The following is a 12,892-nucleotide window of genomic DNA, read 5'->3' on the forward strand; positions in this document are numbered from 1 at the left end:
CCGCCGGGTCAACGGCGGCTCCCCATACGGGAGATCGGGGGTGTGCTCGTGCGCATCGGACTGCTTACGGAGGGTGGTTACCCGTATGTGGGCGGTGACGCCGGACTCTGGTGCGACCGGCTCGTGCGCGGGCTCGGGCAGCACGAGTTCGACGTCTACGCGCTCAGCCGCACCGAGCGCCAGGAGGACCAGGGCTGGGTCCGGCTGCCGCCCCAGGTCGGCCGCGTCCGCACGGCACCGCTGTGGACGGCGCACGACGACGGGGTCGTGTACGGACGCCGGACCCGGCGCCGCTTCACCGAGGCGTACGGCGAACTGCTGACGGCGGTGTGCGGAGGGTCGGCGACCGGGGGTCCCGACGTCTCCGGGAGCGGGGCGGATTCCGCAGGGGCCGAGGCGGACCGTTTCGCCAGTGCCCTGTACGAACTGGCCGAACTCGCCCGGGACGAGGGCGGACTGGCCGTCGCCCTGCGCTCCGAGAGCGCGATGCGGGTCCTCGAACACGCCTGCCGCACCCCCGGCGCCCTCCGCGCCGCCCGTACCGCGCGCGTCCCCGACCTGCTCACCGTCGCCGCCCACGTCGAACGCGCCCTGCGCCCCCTCTCGCTCGACTGGTACGAGGACGACGCGCTCGGATCGGCCGACCTCTGCCACGCCGCGGCCGGCGGCGCCGCGGCCCTGCCCGGCCTCCTCGCCCGGCACTTCCTCGGCGTCCCGCTGCTGGTCACCGAGTACGGGGTGCACCTGCGGGCGCACTACCTCGCCGCCTCGGCCCAGGACGAGGCCCCCGCCGTCCGGGCGCTGCTCGCCGCGTTCCACGGCCGGCTCGCCACCGAGGTCTACCGCGCCGCCACCCTCATCACCCCCGGCAACAGCCACGCCCGCCGCTGGCAGGAGCGCTGCGGCGCCGACCGCGCCAAGCTGCGCACCGTCCACCCCGGTCTGGAGGACGCGCGCTTCGCGGAGGTCGGGGAGGGGCTGCGGGGCAGCCGGTCCGCGGACCCGGGGGCCCTGGTGTGGGTCGGCCGCGTCGAACCGGCCAAGGACCTGATCTCCCTGCTGCACGCCTTCGCGGAGATCCGCAGGGCCGAGCCGGGGACCCGGCTGCGGATCGTCGGCACCCCCGCCGAGGCCCCGGACGCCGCCGCCTATCTGGCCCACTGCCGGGCCCTGGCAGCCCAGCTCTTCCCGGACGAGGCCGAAGGGGTGCACGCCGTCGGCGACAACCCCGTCTCCTTCGAGGAGATCGGCGGCCCGGAGATCCCGAGCCTCGCGGACGCCTACGCCTGCGGAGCCCTCGTCGTCCTCTCCAGCGTCGTCGAGGGATTCCCCGTCGGGCTCGTCGAGGCCATGCTCTGCGGCCGGGCCACCGTCTCCACGGACGTGGGCGCGGTCGTCGAGGTCATCGGCGGTACGGGGCTGGTCGTGCCGCCCCGCAACCCGCGCGCGCTCGCCGAGGCGTGCGTGGCCCTGCTGCGCGACCCGGAGCGCCGGGAGCGGCTCGGCGCGGCCGCCCGGGCCCGTGCCCTCGAACTGTTCACCGTCGAGCAGAACATCACGGCATTTCACGGCATTTACCTGGAGATCGTCTCGCACTCCCCGGTGCGCCGGCCCGTCGTGGACGAGGAGGGGGAGCCGCTGCCCTTCGGCGTCCCCGCCGAGGCCCATGTGCCCGGCCGCTGGACCAGGACCCGCTTCGTGACCGAGCGCCGGCCGCGCTGGGCGGAGGGGGCGCCGGTGCGAGCCACCGAGCCCGCGCAGTCCCGGACCACCGAGCCCGCGCAGTCCCGGACCACCGAGCCCTTGCCCGGGCAGGAGCCCCTGCCCGCAGCCGATGCCCTGCCCGGACCCGATTCCCTGCTCGCGCCCATGCCGGCACCCGAGTCCACGGCAGGGCCCTTGTCGGGGCCCGGTTTCCCGCCCGTGCCCGAGTTCGCGGACGCTTCTCGATCAGCGCCGGAGACCCTGTTCGCGCCCATGCCAGGGCCGATGGCCGCTTCCTCCGCGGGGCTCGAATTCCCGCCCGTGCCCGAGTCCATGGCCGCTTCCGTATCAGCGCCCGATTTCCCGCCCGCCCCCGCGCCCGGGCCGATGGCCGCTCCCTTTGCAGGGCCCGATTCCCTGCCCCTGCCCGTGCCCGGGGCCATGGCTGCTCCCATGACAGGGCCCGACTCCCTGTCCGTGCCCGGGACCATGGCGGGTCCCTCGGTGGCGCCCGGTGTCCTGCCCGCGCCCGTCCCGGCTTCCGTGGCCGTCTCCGTGGGGGAGGGCGCGTGACGATCGACAGCACGGGGCCCGGCGCCCCGCACGGACTCGACGACCCGGGCGAGACGGACCGGCCCGCCGGGCGCCGCGGCGTGGACCCCGTCAAGGCGCTCCTGCACCGCCATCGCGACCTGTGCGAGCGGGCCGTCGACCCGCTGGAGATCGCGGCGGGCCTGGAGGCGCACGGAGTCACCGACCGGACCGCTGCCCGTCTGCGGCACCGGGACGTCTTCTCGCTCGCCGAGGAGATGTACGCCCGCACGGCCCGCGACGCGGAGGCGGTGCCCTCCGCAGAGACCCCGGGATCTCCGAGCCCGCGCGGGTCCCGGGCGGCCGCCTCCTGGACAGCGCTCGCCCTCGTGCCGGGTGCCCTCGGCGCCGCCGTGGTCGCGGGGCTGCGGCTCACCGACGGGCAACCGCGCCTGGCCGTCGCCGTGTCGGGAGTCCTGGCCGTCGCCGTCGGCCTGTACCTCGCCCTCCGGAGCGGCCCCCTGAGCTCCCGGCACCGCACGACGGGCACCGCCCGCGCGTGGACCTGCTGGCTGCTCGCCTACGCCCTCGCCGGCGACGGACTGCTGGACGCCGCCCGCGACGGCGGCCCGCACGGATCCTGGCCCCTGGCCACCGCACCCGTGCTGGCGCTGCTCCTGGCCCCCGCCCCGGCGGCCTGGTGCGCCCACCTGTTCGCCGCCCGTGCCCGCCGCAGGCTGAGCGCGAGCCGCGGCCTGGAGGAGTTCGCCGCCTCCGTCCGCCCCCTGCTCATCGGCGCGTTCGGCCTGTACCTGGCAGCGCTGTTCGGGCTGCTCGCCCTGTGCGGGACCGTCCTGGACCAGCCGCCCGGCTACGCAGGAGCCGGCACCCTCGGCGCCCTGCTGCTGCTCGCCCGCCTGCTCACGGCACGCGGCTTCACCCGTGTCCCGGGCCGCGTGCTCGCGGGAGCGGGCGCGGTCGAGGCCCTCGCCCTCGTCACCATCCTCGCCGCGCGGCTGCCCGGCTGCTCGTCCCTGGCCGGCCCCGTCGACACCCTGGCCGCGGCGGCGGGCCCCGGGGCCCTGCCTGCCCTGGCCTGTGGCGCGGGCGCGCTCGTCCTCCTCGTCCAGGCGGCCCGCACGCTCACCCGCGCCTCGGCCCACGCCCCGCCCGACGAAGCCTCGTGAGCCCTCCCCGGCTTCCGGGCCGCCACCCGGAACCGGGCCCCCTTCTCCCGCGGGGCCGACACCGCGGGCCCTCCCCGACCGACGGCATCACCTCGAAGGAGACAGCCAGATGATCACCTCCCGAACCGGAGAATCCGCCCCGGGAGCCGCCCGATGAGGGTCCTGCTGATCGGAGCCAACGGTTACCTCGGCCGGTTCGTGGCCGACAGACTGCTCGCCGACCCGGCCGTGCAGCTCACCGCACTCGGCCGCGGCGACGACGCCGACGTGCGGTTCGACCTCGCCTCGGGCAGCCCCGGAGCGCTCACCCGCTTCCTGGACGCGGTGCACCCCGGAGTCGTCATCAACTGCGCGGGCGCCACCCGCGGCGGTGCCCGCGAACTGACCCGGCACAACACCGTCGCCGTCGCCACGGTCTGCGAGGCGCTGCGCCGCAGCGGCTGCGGCGCCCGGCTGGTCCAGATCGGCTGCGGCGCCGAGTACGGCCCCAGCCAGCCCGGCTCTTCCACTGCCGAGGACGCCGTGCCGCGCCCGGGCGGCCCCTACGGGGTCAGCAAGCTCGCGGCGACCGAACTGGTCCTCGGCTCCGGCCTGGACGCCGTCGTGCTCCGGGTCTTCTCTCCCGCGGGACCCGGCACCCCCGCCGGATCCCCGCTCGGCCGGCTCGCCGAGGCCCTGCGCCGCGCCATGCAGTCCAACGACGGCGAGCTCAAGCTCGGCGGCCTGGGCGTCCAGCGCGACTTCATCGACGTCCGCGATGTCGCCCGCGCCGTCCACGCCGCCTCCCTGTCCGCCGCGCAGGGCGTGATCAACATCGGTTCGGGCCGTGCCGTGCGGCTCCGCGACGCCGCCGCCGTCCTCGCGCGCGTGGCCGGCTACAGCGGCAGCCTGCACGAACTGGACGGCCCGCCCGGCCCCTCCATGCGGCCGGCCATCGGACACCCCCGCCCCGACCCCGACCACGTGGCCCCGGTCTCCTACCCCTACCCGGACGGCTGCGGCAGCTGGCAGCAGGCCGACGTGCGCACCGCACGCGACCGGCTCGGCTGGCGGCCCCGGATCAACCTCGAGGAATCCCTCGCCGACATCTGGATGGAGGCGGCGTGTCGTATCTGACCCGGACCACGACCGGCAGCACGAGCACCGGCCTCGGACTCGGCTTCGGCGTCCCCGGCTACGCGCATCCGCTCGTCGCCCCGCTGGAATGGGACGAACTCACCCGCCCCGGAACCCCCTTGCACTGGGTCGTCCTGAATGTGGACAGCGGTCCCGGGGAGCGGCCCGACCCGCGCTGCCTGGAGGCCACGGGACGGCTGCGCAACGCGGGGGTCCGGGTGCTGGGACTCCTCGACGCCGCCCACGGCGTACGCCCCTTCGCCGAGACCGTCGCCGACGCCCGCCGCCATCTCGACTGGTACCAGGCCGACGGATTCATCCTCGACCGCTGCCCCACCGAACGCGCGGCGCTCTCCGACGTCCGCCGGACGGCCGACGCGCTGCGGTCCCTGCGGGACGGCGCCCACATCGTCCTCGGTCACGGCACCCACCCGCACCCGGGATACGCCGAGACCGCCGACCAGCTCGTGACCTTCTCCGGCCCCTGGACCGAGTACCGCTGGTCGCAGGTCGCCGAGTGGACCGCCGACTATCCCCCCGAGCGCTTCTGCCACTTCGTGCACGGTGTGCCGCGCGGTCATCTCGAGGAGGCACTGCGCATCGCCCGCTGGCAGGGCGCCTCGACGATCTACTTCACCGACCGCTCGGACCACGGCGGGAGGGTCGACCCCTGGGAGACCATGCCCGGCTACTGGGACGAAATCGTCTCGCGGATCGGAACGGGTGTCTCGGAATGAAGATGGGCGTGGCAGTGTTACGGGAAGAACAACCGTAGTGATAGACCGACCAACGGAGTCCCCGTGTCGCTGCCACCCCTGGTCGAGCCAGCCTCTGAGCTCACCGTAGACGAGGTCCGCAGGTACTCCCGCCACCTGATCATCCCCGATGTGGGCATGGACGGGCAGAAGCGGCTGAAGAACGCCAAGGTGCTCTGTGTGGGCGCCGGCGGCCTCGGATCGCCGGCCCTGATGTACCTGGCCGCGGCGGGCGTCGGCACGCTCGGCATCGTGGAGTTCGACGAGGTCGACGAGTCGAACCTGCAGCGCCAGATCATCCACAGCCAGGCGGACATCGGCCGTTCCAAGGCCGAGTCCGCGCGCGATTCCGTGCTGGGCATCAACCCGTACGTGAACGTCGTCCTTCACGAAGAGCGGCTCGAGGCCGAGAACGTGATGGACATCTTCAGCCAGTACGACCTGATCGTCGACGGCACCGACAACTTCGCGACCCGCTACCTGGTCAACGACGCCTGCGTGCTGCTCAACAAGCCCTACGTGTGGGGCTCGATCTACCGCTTCGACGGACAGGCCTCGGTCTTCTGGTCCGAGCACGGTCCCTGCTACCGCTGCCTGTACCCGGAGCCCCCGCCGCCGGGCATGGTCCCGTCCTGCGCCGAGGGCGGCGTCCTCGGTGTGCTGTGCGCGTCGATCGGCTCCATCCAGGTCAACGAGGCGATCAAGCTCCTCGCGGGCATCGGCGAGCCGCTCGTCGGCCGCCTGATGATCTACGACGCCCTGGAGATGCAGTACCGCCAGGTCAAGGTCCGCAAGGACCCGAACTGCGCCGTCTGCGGCGAGAACCCGACCGTCACCGAGCTCATCGACTACGAGGCCTTCTGCGGCGTCGTGTCCGAGGAGGCGCAGGAGGCGGCCGCCGGTTCGACGATCACTCCCAAGCAGCTCAAGGAGTGGATCGACGACGGCGAGAACATCGAGATCATCGACGTCCGCGAGGTCAACGAGTACGAGATCGTCTCGATCCCCGGCGCCAAGCTGATCCCGAAGAACGAGTTCCTCATGGGCACCGCCCTGGAGACCCTGCCGCAGGACAAGAAGATCGTCCTGCACTGCAAGACGGGTGTCCGCAGCGCGGAGGTCCTCGCCGTCCTGAAGTCCGCCGGTTTCTCCGACGCGGTGCACGTCGGCGGCGGTGTGATCGGCTGGGTCCACCAGATCGAGCCCGAGAAGCCGGTGTACTGACCGGCGGACCGTCCCGCTCTTCGGGCGGCGGGGGTTCCGCGGACCGGGTGTCCGCGGAACCCCCGCCGTCGTCATGAGCAGACCTTGCCGTCCTTCGGCACCGCCCCGTCCAGCAGATAGCTGTTCACGGTCGAGTCGACACAGTCGCTGCCGCTCCCGTAGGCGCCATGGCCCTCGCCCTTCCAGGTGAGCTCCACCCCGACGCCCTTGCCGAGCCCGTCCGCCATCCTGCGGGCGCCCTCGTACGGGGTGGCCGGGTCCCCGGTGTTGCCGACGACCAGCACGGGCGCGGCTCCCGGTGCGCTGACCTCGGGGTGGTCGAACTGCCCGGCCACCGGCCAGTCGTGGCACCAGCCCGCCGTGTCCCAGCCCATGAAGTCCCCGAAGACGGGCGAGATCTTCTCGAATTCGGCCAGCCGCTTCTTCGTCTCCTCCGGAGTCGGCCGCTGCTTGTCGTCCAGGCACGATATGACCCGCTGGGAATGGGTCGTCGTGCCGTAGTGGCCCGAGGAGTCACGGTCGTTGTAGGCGTCGGCGAGCGCCAGCAGGGCCGAACCGTCCCCGCCCTCGGCGTCCTTGAGCGCTTCGGTCAGGCGCGGCCAGCCCTCCTTGCTGTAGAGCGGCAGGACGATGCCGGTGAGGGCCATTGTCTGGCCGAGCCGGCGACCCCCGGCCGCGGGCAGCGGCTTCGCGTCGATCCGCTTCAGCAGGTCCGCGATCTTCAAGGAACCCTGCTTCGGGTCCTGCCCCGTGGATTTGAGGTAGTCGTCCAGGGCGCGCTGGAAGCCCAGCGTCTGGTTCTTGGCGTGGCCCACGGTGTCGGCGGTCGGATCGACGACCGCGTCCAGCACCAGGCGTCCCACGTTCTTCGGGAACAAGTGGGCGTAGACGCCGCCCAGTTCGGTGCCGTACGAGATGCCGAAGTAGGACATCCGGCGGTCGCCGAGGACCTGGCGCATCAGATCCATGTCGCGGGCCGTGTCCGTCGTCGAGACGTGGGACATCAGCCCGCCGGCCGCCTTCGCGCAGCCCTTTCCGAAGTCCTCGGCGTCCTTGAAGTAGGCCGCCTCCTCGGCCGCGTCGTCCGGAGTGGCGTCCACCGACTCGGCGGCCTGGATCGCCTTGTCCCCGCGGCACCGCACGCCCTCGCTGGCCCCCACCCCGCGCGGGTCCCAGCTCACCAGGTCGTAGCGCTGGTGGAGGGGGCCGACGACGCTCTCGTACGACGGCATCGTGGAGACACCGGAGCCGCCGGGGCCGCCGAAGTTGAAGAGGAGGGAACCGAGGCGCTTGCCCTGGCCGCCGGTCGCCTTGGAGCGGACGAGGGCCAGGCCGATCGTCCGGCCGCCCGGCTTCGCGTAGTCGAGGGGCGCCTTGAGGGTGGCGCACTGCCAGCCGCTCCCGGGCGCGGGCGAGTCCGAAGTCCCCTTGCAGCGACCCCAGTCGAGCTTCTGCGAGACGATCGAGGCGGGCAGCCCCGGGGTTCCGCCGGAGGTCTGCGCGGTGGCGGGCGTCCCGTCGCCGTTCTTCCCCTCGTCCGTGCCGCCGGACCCCGATCCCGTGGAACAGCCGGCCAGCAGCAGCGTGGCGGCGGCCGCGGCCGTCCACCGTGCGAAACGTGTCATGGGTGTCCCCCCTCGCCCGTGCTCCGCCGGAAGTCGCGGATCACCTGCAGGCCATAGTAGGCGGCGGCCGCCAACCGCCGTCGAGGCCTGTGGATAACGCCCTGACCTGCTGTTTTCTAGGAGCAGACGGTGTTGGCCGGCGGGACGGTGCCCTGCAGCAGATAGCTGTTCACCGCGTTCTGCACGCACTTGTTCTTGCTGTCGTAGGCCCCGTGCCCCTGGCCCTTGTACGTCAGCTGGACCCCGACGCCCTTGCCGAGCGCGTTCACCATCGCCCGCGCGCCCTCGTACGGTGTCGCGGGGTCGCCGGTGTTGCCGACGACGAGGATCGGAGCCGCGCCGGGGGCGCTGACGTCCGGGTGCTCGGCGGCTCCCGGCACCGCCCAGTCGGTGCAGCCGACCATGCCCCAGGCCAGGTAGTCGCCGAACAGCGGCGAGGCGGCCCGGAACCCGGGAAGCTTCGACTTCACGTAGTCCGCGGTGTAACGCGGCTTGTCGTCGGCGCAGTTGATGGCGATGTTCGCCGGGGTGATGTTGCTGTACTGGCCGTTCTCGCTGCGTCCGTTCATCGAGTCCGAGAGCAGCATCAGCACCTTGCCGTCGCCGTCGTAGGCCTGCTCCAGTCCTTCCGTCAGGTACTCCCAGAAGTCCTTGGAGTACAGCGACTGCGCGATGCCGCTGGTCGCCGCGGTCTGGGTGAGCCGGCGCGGGAAGACCCCGGGGATCGGCTTGCCGTCGAGGTCCTTCAGCAGTTTGGCGATGCGGTCCTTGACGTCCTGCGGGCTGTCGCCGATGGGACAGCCGTCGGCCTTGGCGGTGCAGTCCTTCGCGAAGTTGTCGAGGGCGAGCTGGAAGCCCTTGGCCTGGCCGAGCGAGCTCTGCTCGACGTTCTGGGTCGGGTCGACGACCCCGTCGAACACGGCCCGGCCCACGTTCTTGGGGAACAGATGGGCGTAGACGCCGCCCAGTTCGGTGCCGTACGAGATGCCGAAGTAGTGCAGCTTGTCGTCGCCGAGGACCTGCCGCATCAGATCCATGTCGCGGGCGGCGTCCGTGGTGCGCACATGGGGGAGGACCTTGCCGGAGTTCTTGTCGCACGCCGCGTTGAACGCCTTGGTGTTCTTCAGCAGCGTCTGCTGCTCGGCGGCGTCGTCCGGGGTGGCGTCCTGCTGGAAGAACCGGTCGAGCTGCTGGTCGCTCTCGCACTTCACACCCGCGCTGCGGCCGACACCGCGCGGGTCGAAGCTCACCAGGTCGTAGCGGCTGCGCAGGGCGGCGTAGTCCTGTCCGAAGGCGGGCAGCGTGGCGACGCCCGATCCGCCGGGGCCGCCGAAGTTGAAGACGAGAGAGCCGATCCGCCGGGCGGGGTCGCCGCTCGCCTTCGCCCGGATCAGCGCGAGCCCGATGGTGTCGCCCTTGGGGTCCGACCAGTCCAGGGGCACCTTCATGGTGGCGCACTGCCACTCGGCGCCGCCCGGCAGCGGTGAGGGGGAGGTGCCGCCGCCCTGGGCCTCGGACGGTGCGGGGCACGCCTTCCAGTCCAGCTTCTGCGCCGTCAGGTCCCCGTCCCCGGAGTCGCTGCCGCAACCGGACATCCACGAGGTCAGCAGGACGGCGGTGACGGCCAGGGCGGCGGCCCGCGGCCGGGACGGGTTCGGCATGTTCCCCATCCTGCGGGCGCGCGGGGTGGGGCGCTCGGGGCGCGAGCCGTGCGGGTGAGGACCGACCGGAGCCACCGCCTGCGGTGCGGGGGCCGCGAGGCTTTCGGGGGGCGGCGAGGCTTTCGCGTCCCCGCCTGTGAGCGCGCTGCGGCGAGGCCGCCTTGCCGCCGCCCGCGGGGGCGGGCGGCGACCGGGTGAGGCTAGAGCGCGCCCTTGCGGGTCAGATGGTTGAAGAACAGCCATCCCGGCAGCACCGGGATCCACAGGGTCAGCAGCCGGTACAGGAGCACCGCGGGCGCGGCGACCTCCTTGGGCAGCCCGACGGCGATCAGACCGACGGTCAGGGTCGCCTCCACCGCGCCGACACCGCCCGGGGTCGGGGCCGCCGAGCCGAGCGCGTTGCCGGCGAGGAAGACGACGGCGACGCTGGCGAGGCTCAGGGTGGTCGTCTCCTCGTGGCCGAACGCGCGGATCGAGGCGTCCAGGCACATCACGAAGCAGGCCGTCAGCAGCAGCATGCCGCCGATGCCGGTGACGAGCTTCTGCGGCCGCTGCAGCACGTCCAGCATGCGCGGCACGACCCCCGCGAACAGCGACCTCACGCGCGTGGAGACGAACTTGCGCAGCAGCGGCACCGACGTCACCACGAGGATGAACACCGCGACGGTCAGCAGACCCGCGATGACCGTACGGGACGGCGACAGGGACGGTGTCTTCTCCGTGCCCGTCAGATAGCCGAAGGACAGCAGCATCAGGATGTGGCAGCCGAGCCCGAACAGCTGCGACGCGCCGACACTGGCCACCGCGAGTCCCGGGCGCACCCCGGCGCGCTGGAGGAAGCGGGTGTTCAGGGCGACGCCGCCGACCGCGGCGGGCGCCACGATCTTCACGAACGAGCCGGCGACCTGGGCCGCCGCGGTCCGCAGGAACGGCACCCGCTCGGGCACGAAGCCGAGGAGGCTCATCGCCGCCGCGAAGTAGCTCAGGGCGGAGAACAGCGCGGCCGCCGCGACCCAGCCCCATTCGGCGTTGTCGAAGAGGGTCCCGAACTCGATGTGGGTGAGCTGCGTGAGCAGGAAGTACGCGCCGATCGCACCGGCGATGACACTGATCAGCGTGCGGGGCTTGACCCGCTCGAGACGGGCCGGCTCCACGGGCGCCTGCGGTCTGATCAACAGGACCTGGTGGCGGATCTGGGTGAGCAGGTCCTCCTCGCGCGCCTCGTCCAGGGCCTCGTCGATCGCCCGCTTCTCGGCGCGCTGCTCGGCGCGCACGGCCTTCTTCCCGGCCTTCTCCGGCAGGGCCGCGGCCGTTTCCCCGCCCTGCTCGGCTTCCGCGGCGCGGGCGAGCCTGGCCTGGCGCGAGGCCTCCAGGACCGCCTCGCGTTCGCGCTGGGCGCGCTCCCGGGCGAGTCTGCGCAGCGTCGCGCGCGTGGAGCGCGTCAGCGCGATCGGCTGGAGCATGGGCAGACAGTCGGCGACGGCGTCGGGGCCGAGCACGCCCACCGCCGAGGCCACCGCGCGCTCGGCGCCCACGCGCAGCGCGAGGGTGGTGACCAGCTGGGCGATGTCCATGCGCAGCACCAGATCGCCCGCCGCGATCTCGCCGCTGCGCAGGTCCGTGAGGATCACCGTGCCGGAACGATCCACCAGAATCGCGTCGCCCGCGAGTCTGCGGTGGGCGATGCGCCGGGACTGCAGGGCCTGCACCTGGTGCCAGGTGTCGCGCAGCAGGTCGTCGGTGATCAGTTCGTCGGGCAGCGAGTCGAGGGTGTGCGCGCCGGTGTGTTCGTAGACGAGCATCACGGCGTCCGGGCCGAGCTCGGAGGTGGCGATCAGCTTGGGCGCGTTGGCGCCGGCCGCGATCGCCGCGTAGGCGAGGAGGGCTTCCTGCTCCAGGGCCTGGCGCAGCGACTGGAGGCTGCGGCGTGTGGTGATGCCGCGAAGCGTCAGTCGGCGCCAGGCGCGGTAGAAGAACCCCTGGGCCTGCTGTTCGCGGTCGACGACCGTGACGTCCAGCGGCGGCCCGTCCTCCAGGGTGACGAAGTAGCGCCGGCCTCGGTCGCCGCTCTCGGCGGTCTCCGGGGTCTCCTCGCGGGCCGCGCTGACCGGGTGGAAGCCGACGTGCCGGAGCCCGGCCATCAGGGTCCGCCCGGTCGGCCGCACGTTCGGTGAACCGACCGCGTACAGCGTTCCGTAGGCGACGGTCCAGCCGATGAGCACGGTCAGGATGATCGAGAACGGGGTCGTGTAGCCGGTGACCAGCATGGAGAAGGCGTCGAGGAGCAGGACGACCCAGAGCACCCCGCGCCAGCGGGGTCTGCGGGACATCCCGACCGCCGTCATGTAGGCGATGACCGGTGCGAGATAGCCGTGCACGGGGTCGGTGAGGGCGTGGATGTCGCTCGGCGAGGGCTGGGTCAGCGCCTCCTGGATGGAGTCGGGCGCGGCCTTGGCGACCCAGAGGTCGGTGGCGAGGGTCACGCCGTGCGCGAGGACCGCGGCGAGGACGCCGTCGGCGATGCGCAGCCCGTCCCGTTTGATCAGCCGTTCGATGGCGAAGGCGACCGGCACCAGGAGGATCGCGATGCTGGACGCCAGACCCGCGATCTTGATCAGCAGATCGGGTGCCTGTCCGGTGCCCTTGTTGATGTCCTGTTCGAGACCCGAGGTGGTGCCGTGCGCGAACGCGGCGATGCCGAGCAGCACCACGATCGCGAGGACGCCGACGAGGAGCCGCATCAGGTCGGACGGGCGGTGCACGCGCGCGGGGAGCAGCGGTTCGTCGCCTTCGACCTCGTCGGCGTGGACCTCCTCCTCGCAGCCGCGCTCGGCCCGCCGGGTCGCGTCCGAGGAGGGCTCCGCTTCGCCGGCGGCCGTCCCGCTCACGGGGGAGGGGGACTCGCCGGGCTTGTCGTCCGGCTCCTTCTCGTCCTTGGCGTCCGCCCGGTCCCTGTCGGCCTTCTCGTCGGCGGTGTCAGGGCGTGACGAGCCGGCGGAGATGCCCTCCGCGTCCTCGGGGTGCACGCCCTGCTGCCTCATGGTCTCTTCTTGATCTCGTATCACCGGTCACCGCCCGCACGATGGTGG

7 protein-coding genes and 1 pseudogene are annotated in these 12,892 nt (G+C 72.9%); 5 read left to right on the forward strand and 3 right to left on the reverse strand.

What is annotated here, in order from left to right:
- Window positions 1-48: 48 nt before the first annotated feature.
- The 5 genes and pseudogenes from IO36_RS16800 to moeZ all read left to right on the forward strand — a co-directional run.
- Window positions 49-1,749: pseudogene (locus IO36_RS16800) on the forward strand (DUF3492 domain-containing protein); the annotation flags it as partial.
- A 629-nt stretch (window positions 1,750-2,378) separates the two neighbouring features.
- A complete protein-coding gene (locus IO36_RS16805; RefSeq protein ID WP_037620994.1) occupies window positions 2,379-3,422 on the forward strand; it encodes a hypothetical protein in 1,044 nt (347 codons plus the stop codon).
- A 153-nt stretch (window positions 3,423-3,575) separates the two neighbouring features.
- Window positions 3,576-4,538, forward strand: a complete 963-nt coding sequence (locus IO36_RS16810) for an NAD-dependent epimerase/dehydratase family protein (RefSeq protein WP_037620778.1) — start codon at window positions 3,576-3,578, stop codon at window positions 4,536-4,538.
- Window positions 4,526-5,275 carry a spherulation-specific family 4 protein gene (locus IO36_RS16815; protein WP_037620779.1) on the forward strand — a complete coding sequence of 250 codons (750 nt, stop codon included), beginning with the start codon at window positions 4,526-4,528 and terminating at the stop codon, window positions 5,273-5,275. Before IO36_RS16810 ends, IO36_RS16815 begins: the two co-directional genes overlap by 13 nt.
- Window positions 5,276-5,338: 63 nt before the next feature.
- Entirely contained in the window at window positions 5,339-6,517 is a 1,179-nt protein-coding gene (moeZ, locus tag IO36_RS16820; RefSeq protein WP_037620781.1) for an adenylyltransferase/sulfurtransferase MoeZ, read from the forward strand.
- A gap of 71 nt (window positions 6,518-6,588) precedes the next feature.
- Here moeZ and IO36_RS16825 read toward each other — a convergent pair whose 3' ends face one another.
- The 3 genes from IO36_RS16825 to IO36_RS16835 all read right to left on the reverse strand — a co-directional run bounded on the left by IO36_RS16825 (window position 6,589) and on the right by IO36_RS16835 (window position 12,844).
- Window positions 6,589-8,142, reverse strand: coding sequence for an alpha/beta hydrolase (locus IO36_RS16825; RefSeq protein ID WP_037620782.1), 1,554 nt, complete (start codon window positions 8,140-8,142; stop codon window positions 6,589-6,591).
- Between the two features lie 116 nt (window positions 8,143-8,258).
- The gene (locus tag IO36_RS16830) at window positions 8,259-9,803 is read right to left on the reverse strand and encodes an alpha/beta hydrolase (protein ID WP_037620785.1); all 1,545 of its coding nucleotides are present in this window, start codon (window positions 9,801-9,803) and stop codon (window positions 8,259-8,261) included.
- A 200-nt stretch (window positions 9,804-10,003) separates the two neighbouring features.
- Window positions 10,004-12,844, reverse strand: coding sequence for a lysylphosphatidylglycerol synthase transmembrane domain-containing protein (locus IO36_RS16835; protein ID WP_037620787.1), 2,841 nt, complete (start codon window positions 12,842-12,844; stop codon window positions 10,004-10,006).
- Between the last annotated feature and the right edge of the window lie 48 nt (window positions 12,845-12,892).

Source organism: Streptomyces aureus, from assembly GCF_000725495.1.
Taxonomy (GTDB): Bacteria; Actinomycetota; Actinomycetes; order Streptomycetales; family Streptomycetaceae; genus Streptomyces; species Streptomyces aureus_B.

Coding starts and splice junctions, on each gene's coding strand:
- IO36_RS16825 (WP_037620782.1), bottom strand. CDS start 8,142: ATGACACGTTTCGCACGGTGGACGGCCGCGGCCGCCGCCACGCTGCTG.
- IO36_RS16830 (WP_037620785.1), bottom strand. CDS start 9,803: ATGCCGAACCCGTCCCGGCCGCGGGCCGCCGCCCTGGCCGTCACCGCC.
- IO36_RS16835 (WP_037620787.1), bottom strand. CDS start 12,844: ATGAGGCAGCAGGGCGTGCACCCCGAGGACGCGGAGGGCATCTCCGCC.
- IO36_RS16810 (WP_037620778.1), top strand. CDS start 3,576: ATGAGGGTCCTGCTGATCGGAGCCAACGGTTACCTCGGCCGGTTCGTG.